Here is a 22,838-nt window from a genome sequence, read left to right as displayed (position 1 = left end):
TTTTAAGCTCCAGGGTTTATGTTCATTAAAACCAATTTACAATATGAAAAAAGTAGTTTTAAGTATACTTTTAATAGGTGCTGCCACCTATGCAAATGCTCAGAAGAGTGAAGTTTCCAAAGCTAAAAATGCCTGGGGATTAGCGAGTTTACCTGGTGCTAAGACTTTAGATGAGACCTTGAAATCTCTTGAAGATGGATTAAAGACTACTGACAATGCTATTGCAAACGAAAAGTCTAAAGTTATGCCTGAGGCATGGTCTTACAGAGCATTATTTGCTTCAAGAATTTCATTTGTAGATTCTTTAAATATTGCAAATGCAATTGCTAAGGATAAAATTGCTGAAGAGGCCATCGCAAAAGCTAAAGAGTTAGATACAAAAGGTGGTGAGAAAGAAAATATTAAAGAAGCTGAACAAACTTTGTCTAATGCTTTAAGAAACAGAGCTATTTTTGCCTACAATAAAAAAGATTTCAAATCGGCACTTCAGTTTTTCAATGAATTAACGGTTAAAAATCCTCAGGATACCTCAACATTTGTAAATGCAGGTGTGACTGCTAAACAAATTAATGATTATCCTGAAATGGTTAAAAATTTCAAAAAAGCAATTGATTTAGGATCTAAAGATTCAGAATCTTTGTACAGTGAAATCATTTCTACTGAATTTAGTCAGGTAAAGGATACAGTTGCTGGTACTGCTTTATTAGAAGCTGCTTTAGCTAAATATCCTGAGAACCCTTATTTCTCTGGTATGCAGACTGACCTTTATATCAAACAGGGTAATGTTGCAAAAGCTCAGGAATCATTGGCTAAGTTAATTGCTAAAGATGGTAAAAACGCTTCATACCAGTATGCTATGGGCGATACTTACTACAAACAAGCTTTAGATTTACAAGGAAAAAGAAACAAAATCGATCCTAAAAAGAAAAAGGAATTTGATGAAGTAACTGTTAAGATGAAAGGTTTCATCGATCAGGCATTACCTTACTACAAAAAAGCTTATGAATTAGATCCTAAGATGGTTTCTGCTTTAGAAAACTTAAAAGTTATTTATGCTTTTAAAGATGACAAAGTAAACTATGAGGCTACTAAAAAATTATTAGATGCGCAAAATGGTACGCCAGCTGCTGCACCAAAAAAATAATTATTGATCATAAATGTGATATTAAAAGAGGGATAAATTTTATCCCTCTTTTTTTTTGTATAAATTTGTAGCTAAGCCTAATGAAGCATATGATGAAGAAACGATATTTATTTGCAGTTACTATTTTAATGGTGAGTTCCACTTCAGCGTTTTCCCAAAAGACCCAACTCTATATTGCCAGAAATAGTGTAGGAAAGCTCCAGGCGGCGATTGCAAACAAACAGGATCAAAAAACACAGTTGGCTATATTAGGAGAGGGGATCAAAGCAGCAGAAGCTGCTGAGAAGGATAGGGAAACAAAGAAATGGCCTGAAACCTGGGCACTAAAATCTTACCTGAGTTCTTATATCGCCATTACTGATCCAAGTCAGGATAATTCCGATAAATATTTTGATCTGGCTATCAATGCAATTGATTCTGCTAATAGGTTTGATAAGTTTGAGGATAACTCTGGTTTGATCAAAGCATCAAGTTATAATGTAAATATCAAGAAACAGCAAAAAGGAAAGTCTGCTTATCAGGCGAAGGATTTTAGTGCTGCCTATAAATATTTGAAAGAGGTAAGTGATTTCTTCCCTAAGGATACAATTTTGGCTGTAAATGCTGCTTTAAGTGCAGAAGGCGTTAAAAATGAGGATGAAGCTTTGGCTTATTACAAACGCGCTAAAGATAATGGAATTATGAATGCGGTAGTATTTCAGCGTATGGCCGATATTTATAAACGTAAGCTGGATAATGACCTTGCTTTAAAAACACTGCAGGAGGGACTGATCTACAATCCTTATAATGATTTATTAAACAATGATTATATCAACTTATTGCTGGATACTGAAAAGTATACTGAAGCTAGACAGGTGATTGAAAATACTTTAAAGGTAGATACCAGAAGTAAGTTATTGTATTATTTATATGGTTATCTGCATCAGAAAAATACAAATATGGGGACTGCCGAATTAGCTTACAATAAAGCTTTGGAAATAGACCGCAATTATTTTGATGCGTTATATCAGTTAGGTTTGGTTTATCTTAACCTGAGCAATGATGCATTAGCTGCTCCTAAAAAAGATATTCTTGCATTTACTTCTAATCTTAACCGTGCTGAGATCATTTTATCACAGGCGCATCAAGTGAATAAAAAGGATAAACCGACTATTAATTTATTAATTGATATTTATACGCGTAAAAACAGATTTGACAGGGCCCAGGAATTGAAGGCTCAGTTGGAAGAGTTTTAGCAGGATAGATTTAAAAATATAAAAAGCATCAGAAGAGGATTCGCAAGGATTTCATTTTCTGATGCTTTTTGCGTTTGCAGTTATTCCAGAATCAGGAATTATTTTTCATACGCGGGACGTCTAATAAAAAACGTACTTAACATAATGTTAATTATGTAACAATAATATAAAAAGGAATAATATACGCATTTACTAAAATCTGATCAATATCAGCCTCGTCAAGGTCTTTAAGGATTTTTTCTAAAGATGTAATAAATAAATTCTGCAGATTCTGGATAACTAAGTTCATAGGTATTATAATATTATATCGCCTAAAATATTAATTTCTGGCGATATAATGAGTTCTTGTTAAGGATTAAATGCATAAGCTACGTAATAAATTGCGCCAACTGCCGGATTCCCGTAAGAAGTGAAATTGTATTTATTCAGCACATTAGACCCGCCAATTTTAATCATGGAATTCACTGACGGGATTTTCAAATTAACCTGCGCGTCAAGCGAAGCAAATGCAGGCACATTGCCGGAAGCAAAAGAAGAATTCCAGTAAAACTTGCCCTGCCAGCGGTAATTTACATTAAAACCGACATTTTTAATCAGTTCTTTTTTAGCTATCCCCAGGTTATAACGGATTTTTGGCGTATTAAAATCATTGATGTAATTAGCTGGAATATCTCTAATGTTATTATACGATATATTACCGCTCAGGTTATAATTAGCTAGTAAATAGTCAATTCCCAGTGCCGCGCCATAAGAAGTTACTTTGCCTGTGGCATTTACCGGAACACCGAACTTTGTAAAGCCAGATCCATCCGTATTTCTCTGATAAACATCGACCGCAGTAATAAAATTCTTATAAATATTGTAATAAGCATAAGCATCGATCAGGAATTTAGGCCCTAATAAGCCTTTATAACCTACTTCAAAAGCCTGAACACTTTCTGGCCTCACCCCTTTCGCATTAAAACTGTACCCTTTTAATAAAGTCGGATCTGGTTTTCCAGCAGCAGCAGCGGCCAGAAAAGCTCTATAACTAACATCTGTGAATGCCTGATTTGTAAATAAGCTGTATTTATTCAGAATTTCAGGGATTCCACCAATCAGCCTTTGTGAGCCACCACCTACCGATAAATCAATATACTGGTTCTGCGTAGTCGGATTTCGGTATCCGGTCTGGTAGGAAACCCGGATATTGTTGTTTTTTGCTACGGTATATACGCCCGTTACTCTTGGCGTAAAGCGACCATCAAAGTTGCTGCTTTTATCATAACGGCCGGAAACTGTCAATTTAAGTTTATCCTCAAAAAACTTCTTGCCTAATTGAGCAAAACTGCCGTATTCTTTGATATTAATCTCATCAGTCAAATCATTAAAAATCGTTCCGTTAGATCTTAACTGATACAACCGGTAAGATGCACCTAGTTGAAATTCAACAACGTTATTGAACAGATTGCTGAAATTATACATTCCTTCGTAATGATATAAATTAGTTTGATCATTAAACTTCGCTCCGTAAATTCCTTTTTTAAAATCAGTACCTGCAATCGTTGTATTCAGGATTTGTTCTTTAGCCATTCCAAATTCTCTGGAACCCGGAACAAACCTGCCCTGATCGGCTGCTGCTCTTGCTGCCGCATAAGCTGCTGCATCTGTAGCTCCCTGAGACTTCGCACCAATATAATTTCCTACATACTGTGGAAACCAGTCTGTCGATTTTTTAGAAGTTTCATTGATATAACTTCCCAGAATTGAAGCGATATAAGAATCACCGGAGCGTTCTTGTGTGGTATAACCCCTGACAAAAAAATCTTGTCCTTTTAATTCCAGTTTATACTGCCCGATACTAAAATTCCGCAAAGAATAACGATCCGACCCTGTGTAAACAGAGGTACCGCTACCCCAGTAAACCTGTGCAATAGCTTCTACAGTCTTACTGAAACGGTAATTCGCCGAACCAGAAATTTTAATTGATTGTGTCTTATAATCTACCAGTGAACTCTCCTCATAACCCGTTCTGGATACATTTTGATCAGGTAATAAACCCGGTGTATTTAAGCCTGCGTAAAATGGTCTCATGGTCGCATTCGTTCTTAAAAAGCCATTTAATGCATTTAATCCTGCAGGATTTGATTTGAACGCATCAATTTGTGCGGCAGTTGGCGGAGCTGGCAAACCAAGCGCACCCTGAACAAAACCAGAAGTCCCGGCATTCAGTACAGACTGTGCTACATTACGCATGTTCTGACTTACCTCGTCACCATATACATTGATCCCGTCATAATTAGGATCTGAGCTTCTGTTACCATCTTTTCCGGTCCTGGAGGCGCGGTCGAAGTTGGAGAAATTATCTGCCTGCCAGTCTTGTGCCTGCAGAAAAGAGAAAGTTCCTTTAACAGCAAATTTATTATTCCAGGCTTTCGCAAGGCGGACGTCCAGCTGATTGTAGGGTTGTACATCAGTATTGTTATCGTTGACATGATTAATCCCTGTCTTAAATTGAAAACTTGGCCCCTGATAATCAAACGGGCTTTTGGAAGTCATCAGCATTGTACCATTAATTCCACCCGCACCATAAAGCGCTGATGATGCACCAGGCAACAATTCTACATTGTCGACATCCAGATCATTAATCCCAACGATATTACCTACTGCAAAATTAAGCCCTGGAGCCTGGTTATCCATCCCGTCGACAAATTGGTTGAACCGGGTATTTCCATTTGAATTAAAGCCTCTGGTGTTGATCGATTTGAAAGTTAAACTCTGTGTACTCACTTCAACTCCCTTCATATTATTCAGCGCATCGTAAAAAGATGGAGCGGCTTGTTCTTTGATTGTACTACTTCCCATCCTTTCTATAGACACTGGAGATTCTAATATTCTTTCAGGAGTTCTGGAGGCTGAAATAACGACCTCTTGTCCAAGAATACCTTCTTGTTCCAATTCTATATTCAGATCAGCTGTATTTCCGGTAATCAATTTTTCAACGGAGGTATAACCAAGAAAAGAAATGACCAGAATAAAAGGTGCTTTTTGTGTGGTAGTGAATGCATATTTCCCGCTCTGATTTGTAGTCGTACCAACTGTTTTTCCTTTAACGGTAATGCCTGCACCAGGGACAGGTTCTTTGCTGAGCTTATCAGTTACTGATCCGCTGATTATAATGCTTTGTGCCTGAACACAGATTACTGTGATACAGAGCATTAAAAGCAAGAATACTGGTTTTGTAAATCTTCTCATCATACGTTAATTTATTATTTGGTTTACACTTACTTAAATTTAATGTAATTAAATGAAAATTTACAACGTTTAAGTCGCAATTATTCGGGTGGGTAAAACCATTAATTTTTGCAGTAGACGTTAATTTCAGAACCAAAATAAGGGCTGTAGCTCTCCCCTTTCCTATTGAGGATGAATTCATAGAGGTTGTCGTTTAAAGCCCTTAAAAGATGTGTATGGTTTATTTTAGTAGTTGATTTACAGTGTGTTGTGTGAGTTGTTTTAAATCATTTTTTTAATCTGAGAAGCTAATAATGTCGTTCCGAATCCAAGTATGGCAATCAATAAGAATGACCAGCGAAGGTTCGTTGCCTGTGCAATAAACCCTATCATTGGCGGGCCGATTAAAAAGCCTAAAAATCCAACTGTAGAGACTGCTGCGATTGCCATTCCGGGTGCCATAGTCTTAGACTTTCCGGCTAGTGCTAATACCAGGGGTACTACAGAGGATACACCAATTCCTACCATTAAAAAACCTAGAGTAGCGGTGTAGATATTTGGAAACATCACTGCCAGTAATAGCCCCGTTGTGCTGATGATTCCGCTGCATTGTAAGATTTTACTGATTCCAAACCGGGTTACAAATTTATCTGCTGCAAAACGGCCACCTGCCATTGTTGCCATAAATGCGATAGATCCCATGGTGGTTAAGGCTTCGGGAACTGTAACAACTGTTTTGAAATATACACCGCTCCAATCGAACATAGTACCTTCAGTAATCAGACTGGCAAAAGCAATAAGGCCCAGCTTCAAAATGTTACTGTCAGGCTTCGCAAATAAGGGTTGTGATTCTGAAGCCCCGTCTTCTGGTAATAAATAACGCCAGGAATAAAAGACCAGGATCCAGCAAAGTGCGCCAACCAATACAAAATGCATCCAGAAAGGCCATTTCATAGCAATAGCCAAGGTACCGATAGCGACACCAGTAAAGCCTGCCAAACTCCATAATCCATGGAAAGAAGCCATAATTGACCTTTTATACAACTCTTCTATTCCCACAGCTTGTGTGTTCATAGCGATTTCAAACACGTTATTTAAAAATCCAAAGAAAAACAGCACTATAACCAATTGCCAGATATGGGAAGTCAATCCGATGACACATAACACGAAAGGAAACAGCAAACCTGCGGCAATCAATACTTTCCGGCTTGTGAATTTGGTGACCATCCATCCGGATATCGGTAAGCTGATCATCAAACCTACTGGTAATGCGAATAACACGCTTCCCAGCTCTCCATCACTCAAAGTATAGAAAGATTTAATATCATGAATGCGGCATGCCCAGCTGGAATAAGTAAGTCCGGCTATAAAAAAGAAGATACTGGTTGCAATACGATGAGAACGTTTTTTATCAATAGATAAGGGCATAGATCATTTATGTTTAAAGACAGGGCATTGGATTAAAATCCAATGCCCTGTCCTGATGTTAAGTTTTATTTTTTATACCAGGTGCAGTTGTAATTCGTCGTAATCTGCAATCTTTACAATATCAGCAAGATCTTCTAACTTTTTGTTATCGATTCCTATAAATTGTATACCTAATTGTTGTGTCGCCTGGTAATCCCATTTGCCATCACCTACATAGATGATTTCTGACAATGGCATATCTATCCGGTGTAAGTTGTTCATTTGCAAAATGGTATTACCTATAATGTCACGTCTCGCTCTTGCGTCTTGTGCAAATGAGGCAGCAGCACAACCAGCTGTGGTAATCCCTGCACAGCTCAATTTAAATAAAGCAGACTCTCTCCAGCCACCAGTAGCCAGACCAACACTAATGCCTTCCTGAGCGCATAAGGCCTGAAGTATTCTACCTGCTTTAGGTATTTCTTTCATACATTCATTACGTTCTGTATGTGCATCTTTCAATAAAACTAAGAAATTCTGAATAAAAAGATCTCTTTCTGCTTCTGTATAGGTACGCTGATCGCGTTCCATAAACAGCTGATGGATAATACCAGAATCTGTTGTGTTCTCATAATGCCCGTAATCTGTTTCAAAGCCACGGAAACCAAAAGTTTCTTCTAAGGCTTGTGTAAAACAATGATCATCTACCTGAGTAGTGTCTGTCAATGTTCCGTCTATATCAAATATGATGTATCTCATGGTTAGTTTTTAATGTTGTTAAATTCTGATTACAGATTTAAGACTGGAAATATGATTACTTCTTACTTTGGTATCCATGTCACAACCTAAATCTTTGATCGCCGATGTGAAGTCATCTAAACCATATTCGTTGGTAATGATTTTTTCCAAACCTAAACTACCTTTATTGATCAGGTCTACGGCATGTCTGAAAGTATCCATGGAATCGATAGAACCTATAATTGAGATACTGCGGTCGGCGATTTCTCTTGCATTAATAGTCTGCTGGTTATTGCGTAAGCCCATCATACAGATTTTACCCCCGTCTGCTATGGATTGCATTGATTTTTCCAGTAATGAACCTGTGGTGTCAATAATCAGATCATATTGATTCTTTTGCGGGATAAACGAAGGCTCTATCTTCCAGTTTTTAGACAGCACGTTATTCTCTTCGATGAGTTTAATCCGGTCACGTGAAGCTTCGTAAACTACACCTTCTTGTATACCATGCTGGGTTAATGCCATGTAAAACAGCAAACCAATTGGCCCGCCACCCAAAATTGCTGTACGCATATAAGGGGTTACTGCCAGTTTTTTTACGGCGGTAAGTACGCAGCTGAGAGGTTCGGACATTGCGCCCTGCTCAAAAGGAATGTTATCGTTTAGTGGATAAATAAACTGTTTGGTAGTTTTAAAATATTTGGTAAAAGTACCATCGATAGAAACACCTGCCTCTGTACTTGACTTCAACAGACAGTGATTGCGAAGGCCTTTACGGCAGTTCTCGCAGTAACCGCAATAAAAGGTTGGATCAATGATAACGCGCTGTCCTACGCTGCAGGTTTCGACACCGCTACCTTTGGCTACAATAATCCCTGCGGATTCATGACCGATAATTACCCGCGGACTTGCATTGTATTCACCAGAAATAATACTCAGGTCTGTTCCGCAAATACCAGTCGCTTTGATTTCGACGATAACTTCATCAGCTGCTGTGATTACTGGTTCTTCTCTTTCTTTGAGCTGGATATCCCAGGCTCCGTTATATACGATTGCTTTCATTTTATAATTGACTGAATATTTTGTTTAAGCGGAAGTAAATTTCTTCGATATCATCTTGTGTCGCGGTTAATGCAGGGCGCACTTTAACCACATTTCCAAATCCGTAACGTGATCCTCTGAGAATCATTTTATGGTCTGTAAGGGCTACGTCAACGATTTTATTCGCAAGATCAACGTCTGGTGCACCGTCTTTATCTATGATTTCCAGTCCCCACATATAGCCGATACCGCGCACATCACCTATAACCGGGTAATTTTCTTTTAATTTATATAAGAAATCACCTAATATTTTTCCTGATACCTGTACATTTTCCAGAAAACCTGGTCTGGAAACTACTTCCATTGTTTTCTGTGAAGCGGTTAAAGAGAGTAAGTTCCCTCCTGAAGTATAGGAATGTTCAAATTTTTCAAGTACTGCATATTCTTTTTTATAAAGAATAGCTGCCGCCGGGATACCGATACCGCCTAAACCTTTAGCAAGGGTGATAATGTCCGGTTTAATATCATAATGTTCGCTGGCAAACATATGGCCTGTTCTTCCTATCCCTGTTTGTACTTCATCGGCAATAAGGGAGATATCCAGTTCATCGCATATTTCTCTGACTTTTTTGAAGTAGCCATCTGGTGGGATGATATTTCCGCCATTTCCCAGAATCGGCTCTATAATCATGCAGGATACACCTCCTGAACTTCCATATTGCGCATAATCATGAATTGCTTCTGCGCAAAGGTATCCGCAATCCGGCCCTTTTGCCGAAAAAGGACAACGGTAACAATATGGAGCTGGAATGACAGCATTATTGGTTGTTATCGTATTGGCGAAGGATTTTCTCCTGAAAGCATTTCCGGAGATATTAGTTGTGAAAAGTGTTTGCCCATGGTGTGATAGCGATACGCTCAATACCTCACTCTTACCATTGAATTTATTCGCAATTTTTACTGCCCCTTCATTTGCTGTAGAACCGATAATGTCACGCATCCAGCCATCAGTGATGTGTTCCGGAGCTTCATCAAGAATGTTGTCCAGTACTTCTTGCGCCAGTTCACCAGTAAAAGATGATGATACGTGGATCAGGTCTTCTACTTGTTTTTTTAAGGCATCTACTAATTCCGGATGACTATATCCCAGTGAGAGATTAAAAGTCCCGGAAACAGCGTCAATGTACTCTTCGTTTTCTGGGGTGTAAAGGCGAATACCTTCACCCTTAATGAATTTAATGTTGTCTGCCATCGTTTGATTTTATTTGGTTTTTTTTATTTGCTATTAAGGTATTTATGAAATTATTAATTTAACATTGGGATAACTTTAGTCATTAAAAGAAAATAAAACCGATTGCTGATTCTGATGTGGAAAAGAATATGATATAACTGCATTCAGGTTTTATATTTGTTCAATTGCTTTAAATAATTAGTGTATAAACTTTCGTAATTATAATTTAAGATCATAATTTATTTGACGAAACATATCTATTCACGTGGTGAATGAAATATTGCTAATACGATAAAACAAGGCTTTAAACTTATTTAATATGCGTCTGTTGATAATGAAAGCAGTTTTTTGATAGCTATTGTTGTGTATTTTTAACACTTTATAATTTTAAAATATCCTGAACGGGAAAATTCTGTAATCTTCCTCTTGTGAAATAAAAAAACAGTAATTTATTTAATCAGATTTTGGCTACGCAAGAGTCTTATAACCGGGATTTTACAGTATGTTTTATTATTTATTTTTCTTTTAAAGAAAATTAGCTGAATTTTCTCAGGCAGATATATTTTTAAATAAATATCCTATATTTAGTAACGGCGTAATTGAGGCATAAATGACAGAAAATAAGGGCTTAAGAAAAATGTTAACTCCATTTATGCTTTGGGGACTTGGTGTTGGTTATGTAATTTCAGGTATGTATTTTGGCTGGAATTTAGGTCTTGAAAAAGGCGGTACTGGCGGAATGGCCATTGCGACTGTTGGAGTGGCTATCATGTATGTCACTTTTACATTCAGTTATACCGAACTGGCTTGTGCAATACCTAAGGCTGGCGGCGTATTTGATTACGCTAACAGAGCAATGGGCAAAAATATCGGGTTCATTGCCGGGATTGCACAGATTGTTGAGTTTATACTCGCCCCTCCTGCAATTGCTTTCGCTATTGGTGCCTATTTTAACGCTTTCTTTCCACAGGTTCCTATTTTAACCAGTGCGATTGTGATCTACTTTATATTTACTGGTTTAAATATATATGGAATTAAAGCTGCTGCTTCGTTTGAAGTCATTGTGACCGTGTTAGCTGTTGGCGAATTGTTGCTGTTTTCGGGTTTGGCTCTGCCAAAGTTACAGGTGGTGAATCTGACACATAATTCTTTCCCTAATGGTTGGAGCGGCGTTTTTGCAGCCATCCCTTTTGCAATCTGGTTCTTTTTAGGGATTGAAGGGCTTGCGAATGTAGCTGAAGAAACCAAAAATCCCCAAAGGGATATTAGTAAAGGCTTTGGATGGGCAATATTTACATTGGTTATATTATGTGTACTGGTATTTATTGCAGCTACAGGTATTGCCGGATGGGAAGCAATAGTTTATAAAAACGGGATAAACGGTGAAACTTCAGATTCCCCTCTTCCACTGGCGCTGGCCAAAATAACAGGAAGCAATCACCTGATGTACCACTTGTTAATTACAGTAGGGTTATTTGGCCTGGTTGCTTCTTTTCATGGGTTGATCCTTGCTGCCGGACGTTCTACTTATGAAATGGGACGTGTACATAACATTCCTTCTTTTTTAGGTAAGATCTCTCCGCGTTTTCAGACACCTGCAAATGCCTTGTTTGGGAATATGGTGATCGGAATTTTCGCATTGCTGTCGGGTAAAACCTCAGAGATTATCGTGATTTCTGTTTTCGGTGCTTTGACTTTATATAGTATATCCATGGTTTCAATTCTGCTTTTAAGGAAGAACGAGCTTGGACTGTATCGTCCTTTTCGTGTACCTTTTTATCCTTTGTTTCCAATAGTTTCGCTGATTATAGCGCTGGTTTCCATCATAGCCATGCTGATCTTTAGTTTTAATTTAGGGCTGATTTACTTTTCCATATTGGCCATCGCATTTTTGTTATACCGAACGTTTAAATCCTCTGCTCCATGACAGTCCAAGAAATATTAGCGTATGTAAAACAACATCCTTCGGGAAAAGTAAAAGTAGCTGTTGCCGATATAGACGGTGTTTTAAGGGGTAAGTATATTGCTGCCGAAAAATTTGCCACTATTGTTGAAGGCCGGATTGGATTCTGTGACGTCACCTTTGGCTGGGATATGGGCGATGTAGCTTATGATCATGTAAAGTTTACGGGCTGGCATACGGGTTATCCGGATGCACTGGTCAAACTCGATTTAAGTACGTTCCGTAAAATTCCATGGGAAAATGAGGTGCCGTTCTTTCTGGGAGACTTTGTAAATGAGAGTGAAGTGCCTGCTTATACCTGTCCTCGGCAACTCTTGCGTAAAGTGATTGCTGAAACTGAACAACAGGGCTTTCTTCCTTATTTCTCACAAGAATTTGAATGGTTCAATTTTGCAGAAACGCCTGAAAGTGCGGCTCAGAAAGATTTCCAGCGGCTTACACCTTTAACTCCTGGTATGTTCGGGTATTCTATTTTACGGAGTTCTCTGAAAAATGATTACATGAGCGATTTGTTTGACTTGCTTTGCAGGTTTGGAATTCCTATTGAAGGTTTACATACGGAGACCGGGCCTGGGGTATATGAGGCAGCAATAAAATATGCACCAGTTTTGCAGGCGGCAGATCAGGCTGTTCTGTTTAAAACAGCAGTGAAAGAGATTGCTTACCGGCATGGGATTATGGCCACTTTTATGGCGAAGTTCAGTGAAGACCTGCCCGGGTGCAGTGGTCATGTGCATCAAAGTTTATGGGACAAGGAATCGAAGACAAATCTGTTTTATGAGGAAACAGATCCGGATAAAATGAGTGAGCTGATGAAGAGTTATATCGCCGGACAGTTGCATTGTCTGCCGCATATTTTACCACTGATTGCCCCTACAGTAAATAGCTATAAAAGGCTTGTAGAGGGCGCATGGGCACCGACAACTTTAACCTGGGGAATTGACAACAGAACGGTTGCTTTAAGGGCTTTACCGGGAAGTAAAAATGCCACAAGATTAGAAACAAGGGTTGTTGGGTCAGATACCAATCCTTATCTGGCTTTATCTGCTTGCCTGGCTGCCGGATTATATGGAATTAAGCGTCAGCTCAAATTAACACAGCCAGCTACGCAGGGCAACGGCTATCAGGAAATTGCTTATGGGGTTTTACCACGAAATCTTCATGAAGCCACGCAGTTAATGAAACATTCGGAAGTTGCGAAGGAACTGTTCGGGGCTGATTTTGTGGAGCATTTTACTTTAACAAGAGAATGGGAATGGAAACAATATGCAAAAGTAGTGACCGATTGGGAGCTCAAAAGATACTTTGAAATTATTTAAACGATTATAGCTATGACATTTGATAAAGTTTATCAATATAACTTTCCTACGATCATTCGCTTTGGTGCAGGTGCGATTCAAGAATTGCCTGCCTATTTACAGCAGAACGGGTTAAAACGACCGATGATTGTGACTGATCCGACTATTGCCGGTTTACCCTTTTTTAAGGCCATTGTGAATGATTTACAGGCCAATCATGTGTCTGTTGAGGTTTTCAGTGAAATTCATAAAAATCCGGTAAAGAGTGATGTTTATAAAGGAACTGAGGTGTGGGATAATACCTCAAGGGACAGTATTATAGGGATTGGCGGAGGTGCAGCTTTAGACGTAGCCCGTTCTGTTGTTTTAAGGGTAAATCACCGGGAAGATTTGTTTAAATATGATGATTTGATTGGTGGTGATATTTATGTAACGAATGATGTACCTCATTTTATTGCTGTCCCAACTACTGCGGGGACAGGAAGTGAAGTGGGCCGGAGTGCAATTATTGCGGATGACCTGACCCATCAGAAAAAGATTCTGTTTTCTCCGAAGCTGATGGCAAAAATCGTGTTTGCTGATCCGGTATTGACGATGGACTTACCACCTTTTATAACTGCGGCAACGGGCATGGATGCGCTGACACATAATCTGGAGGCATTTTTAGCAAAGAATCCACATCCTTTATGTGATGGGATTGCGCTGGAAGGTATTTATCTGATCAAAGATTCGATTGAAAGAGCGACCAATCATCCGGATTTAGAAAGCAGAAGTAAAATGCTGATGGCTTCTATGATGGGTGCTATTGCTTTTCAAAAAGGTTTAGGTGTGGTACATTCTCTGGCACATCCGCTTTCTTCTCTGCTTGATACACATCATGGGTTAGCCAATGCGGTTAATCTGCCTTATGGAATGGAGTTTAATATTGCTGGTTTCGAGGATCGTTTCAGACGTATTGCAAGGACTTTGGAATTGAAAGAGGAAACTGGTGCAGCGGTCGCGAACTATTTAGCTGAGCTGAACTCCAAAGTTCACATTCCTCAGCGGTTAAGTGAAATTGGTGTGAAAGCTGAACATATTGAAACACTGGCAGATCTGGCGTTAGCTGATTTTGCGCATCCTAATAACCCAAAGCCAGTTAGCCGGGAGGATTTTAAGCAGTTGTATTTAAAAGCACTTTAATGAAAAAAAAGATTGGAATCAGTTATACGGAGACTAATTTTCAAAATTACTGGAATTGGTTTACGGCAGCTGATCTGGGCGATGATTTAGAACTGATTGAATTATCCTTCGAAAAAAACAATGTAAAGGATATTCAATTGTGTGCTGGTTTCCTGTTAACCGGTGGCATTGACGTTACCCCCTCTTTTTATGGGGGTGCTTTAGATTATCCTGGTCAACCTGATTTTTTCCTGCCAGAAAGAGATGAATTTGAAAAGCTTATTTACGAATATTCACAGGCTTTGAAAATACCTGTTTTGGGAATTTGCAGAGGGATGCAATACATCAATATTCTGGAAGGTGGAAAAGTTCTGGAAGACATTGGCCCGGCAAATTTAATCCATAAAAAAGGGGCCGAAGATAAGGTGCATCAAGTCAATATAGGTCATAACTCTATGTTATACGCTATAATTGGGCTTAAAAATGGAATTGTTAACAGTGCACATCATCAAGGAGTTACTGAATTTAGCTTAAGTGACAATTTAATGGCAAATTCTTATGCTGACAGTACGGATCAATTGATTGAGGGACTGGAATTTAAAGACAAGACACATAAATCTTTTATGCTTGCGGTGCAATGGCATCCGGAAAGAATGAAGGAAAAGGAAATAAATCCACTTTCTCAAAAACTCAAAGAGCGGTTTTTGGAGGAGGTAAAAAAAATGGAAAAATGAATGTAATCAATCCCGCTACAGAAGAAGTAATTGCAACGCTTCAGGAAGATAATGAATCTTCATTGCATGCAAAACTGGAAATATTGGTAAAAGCACAAAAGGAATGGGCTAAAAAGGGCTTGTCTGAACGGATCAGGGTGATTCAGCAATTTGATGATTTACTGGAGGCGGAGAAAGAAAGGCTTGCTGGCGTGCTGAGCTCGGAAGTTGGAAAGCCTTTACAGCAATCCCGTAATGAGATTAATGGTGCGAGGTCAAGAATTCAATGGATGTGTGGAAATTCTGTTAAATATCTTTCTGATGAAGAGGTTATTAATACAATTGATCTAAAGGAAGTGATCTCTTATGATCCGTTGGGTGTAATCTGTAATATCTCTGCCTGGAACTACCCCTATCTGGTTGGTGTGAATGTTTTTATACCTGCATTGCTGGCTGGAAATGCTGTGCTGTATAAACCTTCTGAATATGCTTCTCTAACTGGGCTGGAGATTGAAAAACTGCTGAAGCTGGCTGGGGTACCTGACGGGGTTTTTCAAGTCGCTTTGGGTGGCAGAGAAACTGGCGAACTTTTGCTGGATATGGATTTTGCCGGGTATTATTTTACAGGTTCTTACCGCACCGGTCAGCATATTTATCAGCGGGTAGCGGCAAAGATGGTTCCTTGCCAGCTTGAACTGGGTGGTAAAGATCCGCTGTATGTGGCTGATGATGTGAAAGATATTAAGGCTATAGCTGCGGGAACTGCGGATGGCGCATTTTATAATAATGGACAGAGTTGTTGTGCGGTTGAACGAATATATGTTCATGAAAAGGTGTATGATAGTTATGTTTCTTCTTTTGTTAATGAGGTCAAATCATGGAAGATAGGTCTTCCAACTGAAGAAGGTGTTTATATTGCTGCATTAACGCGTAAGGAACAGCTTGAGGTATTGGATGGGCAGGTTCAGGATGCGCTGGCTAAAGGTGCGGTCTTGTTAAGTGGTGGAAAAAGAGCTGTTGGCAAAGGTTATAATTTTGAGCCCACTGTTCTGACTGGCGTGTCTAATGAGATGAAAGTTATGCAGGAAGAGAGTTTTGGACCGATTATAGGCATTATGAAGGTAAAGGATGATGCTGAGGCGCTAAGGCTGATGAAAGACTCTGTGTATGGTTTAACGGCATCCGTTTATACGGATAGTGTGGATCGCGCAAAGGAAATCCTTTCTCAGATTGATTCCGGAACTGGTTATTGGAATTGTTGTGACCGGGTAAGTGCAGGTCTTCCCTGGAGCGGAAGAAAACATTCTGGAATTGGGGCAACTTTATCTCATCAGGGACTCAGGGCATTTACTAAAACCAAATCGTGGCATCTTCGTAAAGGTTAATGAATACTTTATATTTTTATTACTATAATCAGTAATACAGTTATTTATGATATTTATATCCTGATTAGGAAAAAACATTTCTTGAGTTATTATGATTTATAAGTATATTTCAATTATGAAAAAACTAACCTTATTATTCAGCTTTATTTTATTGCCATTTTTGATCGCAACCGCTTATGGGCAGTCAGCTAAACCGCGTATTCTCGTGTTTTCTAAAACAGCCGGGTTCAGACATAGTGTTATTGCTATTGGAAAAACAGCAATTATTAAATTAGGCAAGGAAAATGGTTTTGCTGTTGATACTACTGAAAATGCGGGTTATTTCAATGCAGATTCATTAAAAAAATATGCTGCTGTAGTTTTCTTTCAAACTACGGGTGACGTGTTGAATGACGATCAGCAGGCAAGTTTTGAGAAATATATACAAGGCGGCGGGGGATTTGCAGGAGTACATGCCGCTACAGATACAGAATACGGATGGTCATGGTATGGTAAATTGGTTGGTGCTTATTTTGTGAGTCATCCCGCGCAGCAGCAAGCGGTATTGCAGGTGACTGACAGATCACATAGCTCAACGAAACATCTGCCGGCAGTCTGGACCAGAAAAGATGAATGGTACAATTTCAAAGAGGTGAGTAAAGATATTAAGGTCTTAATTACAATAGATGAAAAGTCTTATACAGGCGGTATTAACGGTGAGGTGCATCCAATGGCCTGGTATCATCAATATGATGGTGGAAGATCCTGGTATACGGAATTAGGTCATACAGAGGAGTCTTATACTGACCAGAACTATCTTAAACATTTGTTAGGCGGTATTCAATATGCAATTGGCAGCAATTAAAGAAATTAATCTAAATTTACGGTTTAATTTATCATATGGCCTCTCCAAAGAAATCTGCAATTGGATTTATTTTTATCACTTTACTGATTGACTTTACGGGATTTGGAATTATCATCCCCGTTTTACCAAAATTAATTGAAGAACTTACTGGCGGAGGATTAAGTGTTGCTGCGCTTTATGGTGGTTATCTGACTATGTCATACTCTGTTATGCAGTTTATCAGTGCTCCTGTTTTAGGTGGGTTGAGCGATAAATTTGGCCGCAGGCCGATACTTTTAGCTTCTTTATTTGGTTTAGGTATTGATTATATTTTCCTGGCTTTTGCACCAACTATAGGCTGGTTATTTGTAGGGAGAGCATTGGCAGGAGTTACCGGGGCAAGTTTTACTACGGCCATGGCCTACATTGCTGATGTAAGTACACCGGAAAAAAGGGCACAGAATTTCGGAATGATTGGAGCTGCATTTGGTATAGGTTTTATTGTGGGACCTGTGATTGGTGGTGTATTCAGTCAGTTCGGGCTTAGGATCCCTTTTATTATTTCAGCTGTGCTGGCCCTGGTCAACTGGCTTTATGGTTATTTCATCTTACCAGAATCGTTAGCTAAAGAAAACAGAAGAAGTTTTGACTGGAAAAGAGCAAATCCTGTCGGGTCTTTATTGCGGGTGGTAAAGTATCCTAAATTGATAGGTCTTCTGGCTGCGTTATTTCTTTTATACCTGGCAGCACATGCTGTTCAGTCTACCTGGACTTATTATACCATGGAAAAGTTTCATTGGAATGAAGCCTGGGTAGGATATTCTCTGGGTTTTGTCGGAATTGTAGTTGGTGTAGTACAGGGCGGATTGATCCGGATAATTATTCCTAAGATCGGACAGGAAAAGGCTGTTTTTTATGGTCTTGTTTTATACATGGTAGGATTTGTTTTGTTTGCATTCGCGACACAGGGCTGGATGATGTTCGCTTTTATGCTTCCTTATGGACTGGCGGGTATTTATGGACCGGCAATGCAGGGGATTATTTCCAATAATGTTGAAGCCAATGCACAAGGTGAGATACAGGGGTTTACGGCGAGTTTGATGAGTGTTGCGGCAATCTTCGGCCCGTTAATGATGAACAATCTTTTTGCTTATTTCACCAATCCAAAACATGCAATTTATTTTCCGGGTGCACCATTTTTAATGGCTGCTTTTTTAACACTTATCGGCCTGTTTATTTGTTCTGCTGCACTTAAAAAGCACCATTCTTGATTTACACGGATTAAATTAAGTTGTTTCGGTCAGATTATTGCTCAATTCAAATATTAACCTCCAGAAATGTTTAACCGTCCCATCAGAAGTATACATGATTTTTTACTGAGTACCTATTTTGCAGATGGGCTGCGAATCACTTTCGGGGTGCTTCTGCCCTCTTTAATCCTGGCTCAGTTTGGTCTGCTTAAGTATGGAATAACTTTATCACTGGGTGCACTGTGTGTAAGCGTAGTTGACACTCCGGGCCCTATTGTTCACCGCAGAAATGCAATGCTGGTGACTACGGTATTAATCACAGTGTTGTCAGTGATTGTAGGTTTAACGAATAAGAACCAGTATTTTATTGCAGTGCTGCTGGTGGCTTGCAGTTTCCTGTTCTCCATGTTTTTTCTTTACGGCACAAGAGCGGCTTTGGTAGGTACGGCGTCTTTGCTGATCATGGTATTGAGTATTGATGATGTGAGGCCATGGAAAGATGTGCTGATCTATTCTGCACTTGTCTTTTCGGGTAGTTTGTGGTATACAGTTCTAAGTTATTTCTTTTACAGGCTCAGGCCCTATCGCCTGGTGCAGCAAACGCTGAGCGACTCTATCCACGAGGTCAGTGAATTTCTGAGAGCGAAGGCGAAGTTTTACCATGAAAATACGAATTATGATGACAATTATGCAGAGCTGATCCAGCTTCAGGTGGCTGTTCATGAAAAGCAGGATGCGGTAAGAGAAGTATTATTTAAGACGCGTGAAATTGTCAGGGAGTCAACACCGGAAGGCCGTTTCTTATTATTGGTTTTTGTAGATATGGTGGATCTGTATGAGCAGGTGATGTCTACTTATTATAACTATAAGCAACTTCATGATCAATTTGACAAGGCTGGAATACTTTCCCGCTATGAGCGGATTATCAACAGGATTGCCTGGGAGCTGGATGAAATTGCATTTGCGCTTAAAACTGGTGGTACTCCCCGTCCGCCTGCGGTATTGACTGAAGATGTGAAGCGGCTGAAGGATGAGATCAATGTACTTGAAAAAGATAATACAGACGGCAAGTATAATACGCTGGGCCTGATTGCATTGAAAAATATAGAAGTAAATATTGAAAATATAGCTGCAAGGGTTAAAACGATCAATGGATATTTCAATAAGAAAGAGAAAAAGAATTTAAAAAATAGCAATGCAGTAGATACAGAGCGTTTTATTACGCGGCAGAAATTTGATGCCAAGCTGTTTTTTGATAACCTTACCTTTAGTTCTTCTACTTTCAGACATGCAATGCGCGTAGCAATTGCGATGCTGATTGGGTATCTGGTTGCCAAAATGCTGGATTCTTCTCATAGTTACTGGATATTGCTGACGGTACTGGTTATTTCAAAACCAGCTTTTAGTTTGACCAAGCAGCGCAATTACGAACGTTTAATCGGGACTGTTGTCGGTGCGCTGGTTGGGATGGGAATCCTGATTTATATCCATGATAAGCATACGCTGTTTTTTATCCTGTTATTTTGTATGATCGGGACTTACAGTTTTCAAAGGAAGAATTATATTGTGAGTGTGTTATTTATGACACCTTATATCCTGGTTTTATTCGATTTTTTAGGAATGGGTAGCTTGTCTGTAGCCAGGGAAAGGATTTTCGATACTTTAATTGGTTCTGCAATAGCTTTATTAGGAAGTTATACTTTGTTCCCTAACTGGGAGAATAAGAATTTAAAAGAAGCCATGCTCAGTACTTTAAGAGCGAATATGGCCTATTTTGATCAGGTTACGCTTTTATATACGGAGACAGAACACAATCTGACCAATTACAGGTTAGCACGCAAAGAGGTTTATGTAACGTCTGCGAATTTATCTTCTATTTTCCAAAAGATGTTTTCTGAGCCTAAGAGTAAACAGCGTTTAATGCCCGAAATGCATCAGTTTACTGCGCTTAATCATTTGCTGTCTTCTTATACAGCGACACTTTCGCTTTATTTTAAAGAGCATGCTTTTACATTAACTCATCCTGAGGAACTCAAGCCAACCGTAAATAATACGCTTTATCTGCTGAACCTTTCTGCAGAATACCTGATTAAAAATGATGGAGAGCCTAATAATGTGCCTTTAATTAAAAGCATAAGGGATGATAATAAAGTGATTGATCCCAATGAAATGATGGTCATTGAACAGTATGAGATGATCCAGAAAGTGGCCTATGATATATTTAAGTTAACTGAAAGGATTAAAATATAAAACTTAAGGCATAGATTTTTGTTGTAGTATCATAAACAAGAAAACATGGAAAAGTTATATACAGCCGCAGTACTGGCTAAAGGAGGTCGTGATGGCCATATAAAATCAAGTGACGGAACAATAGAATTTGAAGTCAGAACACCTAAAGAAATGGGTGGTCAGGGAGGAGCTACTAATCCTGAACAATTATTCGCTGCGGCATGGGGTCCTTGTTATCTGGGTGCATTACATGCGGTGGCAAAAAACGAAGGTGTAGAAGTAACTGATGCTACTGTAAATGTACAGGTTTCGTTCAATCAGGATGGTAATGCTTATGTATTGTCGGCAGAGCTGGATGTACATATTCCGGGACTCAGTCATGAGGAAACTCAGAAACTGGCTGACAAAGCGCATAAGGCATGTCCTTATTCAAAAGCTACAAGAGGTAACATTGAAACAAGAGTTACTGCTATATAGCGCTTAAATAAATATAAAGCCGCTGCTTTATTAAAGGCAGCGGCTTTTTTATGAGATAAATTATATTATAAAATGAAGAGATATTTAATTCTGATTGCGCTTCCATTTTTATTATTGAGCACATGTAGTGTGGCACAAACATTTCAACACGATAGCTTATTCTCGTTTTGGAAAGACGCTGCTGTTACACATCCGCAGATTTTGAAGAAAAATGGCTTTAAAAAGGTATATGGTGGCCCGAAAAAGGCAGGTGGCTTTTTATACTTGTATCATAATAAAACTGCACAGGAGTACTTATTTATTCATTATACTCAGGAAATGGCCACAAAGACTATTAGTTATCTGGTTCCGGCGAAGGCAGCGTATCAAAAGCTGACTGGTGTTGATCAAAAGACTTTTTTAAAAGGAGAAAAGATAATTTCCAGTGGAACTACCCGTTATGAGGACGGTAAAAAATATTACCAGGTTACTTATCTTTGTGAGTCCTGCATCTAAACTAATATAAACAAAATGGCGAAAACCTACTGGATTAACGAAGCTGATACCCTAACGATTTACCCGGCGAGAATGGCACGCAGAATCAGTATAATTTATCTGATCGCATTTACAACGCTGAATGTTACTTTATTCCTGACCGATACCTTAACCAATGTTTCAACGTTGCTTATATTTGAAGGGCTGATTTTATTGCTTGCTCTTTTTTTATATGGATCAGGAGAGCGTAAAGCTGTTTTTGATGGAAATAGCAGGGAACTTTATACGAAATTTTTTGGGTTTACGACTCACACTATTCCTTTCGATCAGATTGCGACGATCACTCCTTATGATACGATGGGTGCTATAAGTTATAAGGTGTTCTCCAAAGAGAACAGACATGGAAAAGGAATCCTTATTTCTTGTGGATATTCTAAATTAACGAATAAAAATCTGGTTGCTTACGAAGAGGAAGTTTTACCAAGAATCAATGAGCTTGTATTTTCTAATCGTCCGCTGCATGTTAAATCCCCTGTTTTTGACTTCCAGTTTTTTAAGGAAGAAAATGGTATTTATAAAATACTTTTCAATAAAACAGGTGGCCTGATTGTAGGGATTTTATTGATTGCATTAACTTTCTTTATTCTGGCTCATCCGGATTTTATGAATGACAGGGAAAATTATAAAAGATTAATGGTTACTTATCTTCCTCTGGTATTAGGCGGGATCTTTGTAAACGCATTTTTTACTTCTGTAAGTTTGGATAAGAATAACCGTGAGATCATCTATTCGATGCTGGGTGGTGCTATTCGCAAGCGCTATTCATTTGATGATTTTATCCAGTTTTTAATTGTTCGCAAGTCTACGAACTTTATCTATACCGGAACAGAAGTAAAGGCTGTTCTTGATCTTCCTGGTCAGGGAAAGACGAGACAATTAATTTTGATTAATTTCAGGGATACCAAAAAGATCGAACGCTTTATAGATGAGGCGAATACTATTTTGGGTCTTTTTGAATATTCTCCTTCACAAATTAATATGGACGATGAGTAAGCT

18 protein-coding genes are annotated in these 22,838 nt (G+C 38.8%); 13 read left to right on the top strand and 5 right to left on the bottom strand.

Going from position 1 to position 22,838, the window contains the following annotated elements; genetic code table 11:
* Window positions 1–43 precede the first annotated feature (43 nt).
* Window positions 44–1,144: a tetratricopeptide repeat protein gene (locus tag AB3G38_RS05245; protein WP_367867446.1), complete on the top strand. Its 1,101-nt coding sequence runs from the start codon at window positions 44–46 to the stop codon at window positions 1,142–1,144.
* 89 nt (window positions 1,145–1,233) lie between these two features.
* Window positions 1,234–2,379 carry a tetratricopeptide repeat protein gene (locus AB3G38_RS05240; RefSeq protein ID WP_367867445.1) on the top strand — a complete coding sequence of 382 codons (1,146 nt, stop codon included), beginning with the start codon at window positions 1,234–1,236 and terminating at the stop codon, window positions 2,377–2,379.
* A gap of 348 nt (window positions 2,380–2,727) precedes the next feature.
* On the opposite strand, the gene AB3G38_RS05235 is transcribed toward AB3G38_RS05240, so the two are convergent.
* The 5 genes from AB3G38_RS05235 to AB3G38_RS05215 all read right to left on the bottom strand — a co-directional run bounded on the left by AB3G38_RS05235 (window position 2,728) and on the right by AB3G38_RS05215 (window position 10,030).
* Complete coding sequence (locus AB3G38_RS05235; RefSeq protein WP_367867444.1) at window positions 2,728–5,616, bottom strand: TonB-dependent receptor; 2,889 nt, start codon at window positions 5,614–5,616, stop codon at window positions 2,728–2,730.
* Between the two features lie 258 nt (window positions 5,617–5,874).
* A complete protein-coding gene (locus AB3G38_RS05230; RefSeq protein ID WP_367867443.1) occupies window positions 5,875–7,020 on the bottom strand; it encodes an MFS transporter in 1,146 nt (381 codons plus the stop codon).
* Between the two features lie 72 nt (window positions 7,021–7,092).
* Entirely contained in the window at window positions 7,093–7,758 is a 666-nt protein-coding gene (locus AB3G38_RS05225) for an HAD family hydrolase (protein ID WP_367867442.1), read from the bottom strand.
* A gap of 18 nt (window positions 7,759–7,776) precedes the next feature.
* On the bottom strand, window positions 7,777–8,799 hold the full coding sequence (locus AB3G38_RS05220) for a zinc-binding dehydrogenase (RefSeq protein WP_367867441.1): 1,023 nt from the start codon (window positions 8,797–8,799) through the stop codon (window positions 7,777–7,779).
* A gap of 1 nt (window position 8,800) precedes the next feature.
* Window positions 8,801–10,030 (bottom strand): aspartate aminotransferase family protein, encoded by a 1,230-nt coding sequence (locus AB3G38_RS05215; protein WP_367867440.1) that lies wholly within the window; start codon window positions 10,028–10,030, stop codon window positions 8,801–8,803.
* 589 nt (window positions 10,031–10,619) lie between these two features.
* Here AB3G38_RS05215 and eat point away from each other — a divergent pair.
* The 11 genes from eat (at window position 10,620) to AB3G38_RS05160 (ending at window position 22,835) form a co-directional block, all read left to right on the top strand.
* A complete protein-coding gene (eat, locus tag AB3G38_RS05210; protein ID WP_367867439.1) occupies window positions 10,620–11,936 on the top strand; it encodes an ethanolamine permease in 1,317 nt (438 codons plus the stop codon).
* The gene (locus AB3G38_RS05205) at window positions 11,933–13,291 is read left to right on the top strand and encodes a glutamine synthetase family protein (protein WP_367867438.1); all 1,359 of its coding nucleotides are present in this window, start codon (window positions 11,933–11,935) and stop codon (window positions 13,289–13,291) included. Before eat ends, AB3G38_RS05205 begins: the two co-directional genes overlap by 4 nt.
* A 12-nt stretch (window positions 13,292–13,303) precedes the next feature.
* Complete coding sequence (locus AB3G38_RS05200) at window positions 13,304–14,452, top strand: iron-containing alcohol dehydrogenase (protein ID WP_367867437.1); 1,149 nt, start codon at window positions 13,304–13,306, stop codon at window positions 14,450–14,452.
* The gene (locus tag AB3G38_RS05195; RefSeq protein WP_367867436.1) at window positions 14,452–15,165 is read left to right on the top strand and encodes a gamma-glutamyl-gamma-aminobutyrate hydrolase family protein; all 714 of its coding nucleotides are present in this window, start codon (window positions 14,452–14,454) and stop codon (window positions 15,163–15,165) included. Before AB3G38_RS05200 ends, AB3G38_RS05195 begins: the two co-directional genes overlap by 1 nt.
* Entirely contained in the window at window positions 15,162–16,529 is a 1,368-nt protein-coding gene (locus AB3G38_RS05190; protein ID WP_367867435.1) for an aldehyde dehydrogenase family protein, read from the top strand. Before AB3G38_RS05195 ends, AB3G38_RS05190 begins: the two co-directional genes overlap by 4 nt.
* Window positions 16,530–16,644: 115 nt before the next feature.
* Complete coding sequence (locus AB3G38_RS05185; RefSeq protein WP_367867434.1) at window positions 16,645–17,373, top strand: ThuA domain-containing protein; 729 nt, start codon at window positions 16,645–16,647, stop codon at window positions 17,371–17,373.
* A 35-nt stretch (window positions 17,374–17,408) separates the two neighbouring features.
* Complete coding sequence (locus AB3G38_RS05180) at window positions 17,409–18,623, top strand: TCR/Tet family MFS transporter (protein ID WP_367867433.1); 1,215 nt, start codon at window positions 17,409–17,411, stop codon at window positions 18,621–18,623.
* Window positions 18,624–18,689: 66 nt separating this feature from the next.
* Window positions 18,690–20,852 (top strand): FUSC family membrane protein, encoded by a 2,163-nt coding sequence (locus AB3G38_RS05175; RefSeq protein ID WP_367867432.1) that lies wholly within the window; start codon window positions 18,690–18,692, stop codon window positions 20,850–20,852.
* 45 nt (window positions 20,853–20,897) lie between these two features.
* Window positions 20,898–21,308 (top strand): organic hydroperoxide resistance protein, encoded by a 411-nt coding sequence (locus tag AB3G38_RS05170; protein WP_367867431.1) that lies wholly within the window; start codon window positions 20,898–20,900, stop codon window positions 21,306–21,308.
* Window positions 21,309–21,380: 72 nt separating this feature from the next.
* Window positions 21,381–21,803, top strand: coding sequence for a hypothetical protein (locus AB3G38_RS05165; protein WP_367867430.1), 423 nt, complete (start codon window positions 21,381–21,383; stop codon window positions 21,801–21,803).
* Between the two features lie 15 nt (window positions 21,804–21,818).
* Window positions 21,819–22,835, top strand: a complete 1,017-nt coding sequence (locus AB3G38_RS05160) for a hypothetical protein (protein ID WP_367867429.1) — start codon at window positions 21,819–21,821, stop codon at window positions 22,833–22,835.
* Window positions 22,836–22,838: the final 3 nt, after the last annotated feature.

Source organism: Pedobacter sp. WC2423, assembly GCF_040822065.1.
In the GTDB taxonomy this organism is placed as follows: Bacteria; Bacteroidota; Bacteroidia; order Sphingobacteriales; family Sphingobacteriaceae; genus Pedobacter.
Note: the sequence above shows the minus strand (reverse complement) of the source record. Positions and strands in the feature narration are given on the sequence as shown.

Excerpts from the sequence above, each read along its gene's own strand:
- AB3G38_RS05180 (WP_367867433.1), top strand. The coding sequence starts at position 17,409 with ATGGCCTCTCCAAAGAAATCTGCAATTGGATTTATTTTTATCACTTTA.
- AB3G38_RS05170 (WP_367867431.1), top strand. The coding sequence starts at position 20,898 with ATGGAAAAGTTATATACAGCCGCAGTACTGGCTAAAGGAGGTCGTGAT.
- eat (WP_367867439.1), top strand. The coding sequence starts at position 10,620 with ATGACAGAAAATAAGGGCTTAAGAAAAATGTTAACTCCATTTATGCTT.
- AB3G38_RS05225 (WP_367867442.1), bottom strand. The coding sequence starts at position 7,758 with ATGAGATACATCATATTTGATATAGACGGAACATTGACAGACACTACT.
- AB3G38_RS05220 (WP_367867441.1), bottom strand. The coding sequence starts at position 8,799 with ATGAAAGCAATCGTATATAACGGAGCCTGGGATATCCAGCTCAAAGAA.
- AB3G38_RS05230 (WP_367867443.1), bottom strand. The coding sequence starts at position 7,020 with ATGCCCTTATCTATTGATAAAAAACGTTCTCATCGTATTGCAACCAGT.
- AB3G38_RS05245 (WP_367867446.1), top strand. The coding sequence starts at position 44 with ATGAAAAAAGTAGTTTTAAGTATACTTTTAATAGGTGCTGCCACCTAT.
- AB3G38_RS05175 (WP_367867432.1), top strand. The coding sequence starts at position 18,690 with ATGTTTAACCGTCCCATCAGAAGTATACATGATTTTTTACTGAGTACC.
- AB3G38_RS05240 (WP_367867445.1), top strand. The coding sequence starts at position 1,234 with ATGATGAAGAAACGATATTTATTTGCAGTTACTATTTTAATGGTGAGT.
- AB3G38_RS05190 (WP_367867435.1), top strand. The coding sequence starts at position 15,162 with ATGAATGTAATCAATCCCGCTACAGAAGAAGTAATTGCAACGCTTCAG.
- AB3G38_RS05235 (WP_367867444.1), bottom strand. The coding sequence starts at position 5,616 with ATGATGAGAAGATTTACAAAACCAGTATTCTTGCTTTTAATGCTCTGT.
- AB3G38_RS05215 (WP_367867440.1), bottom strand. The coding sequence starts at position 10,030 with ATGGCAGACAACATTAAATTCATTAAGGGTGAAGGTATTCGCCTTTAC.
- AB3G38_RS05165 (WP_367867430.1), top strand. The coding sequence starts at position 21,381 with ATGAAGAGATATTTAATTCTGATTGCGCTTCCATTTTTATTATTGAGC.
- AB3G38_RS05195 (WP_367867436.1), top strand. The coding sequence starts at position 14,452 with ATGAAAAAAAAGATTGGAATCAGTTATACGGAGACTAATTTTCAAAAT.
- AB3G38_RS05160 (WP_367867429.1), top strand. The coding sequence starts at position 21,819 with ATGGCGAAAACCTACTGGATTAACGAAGCTGATACCCTAACGATTTAC.
- AB3G38_RS05185 (WP_367867434.1), top strand. The coding sequence starts at position 16,645 with ATGAAAAAACTAACCTTATTATTCAGCTTTATTTTATTGCCATTTTTG.
- AB3G38_RS05205 (WP_367867438.1), top strand. The coding sequence starts at position 11,933 with ATGACAGTCCAAGAAATATTAGCGTATGTAAAACAACATCCTTCGGGA.
- AB3G38_RS05200 (WP_367867437.1), top strand. The coding sequence starts at position 13,304 with ATGACATTTGATAAAGTTTATCAATATAACTTTCCTACGATCATTCGC.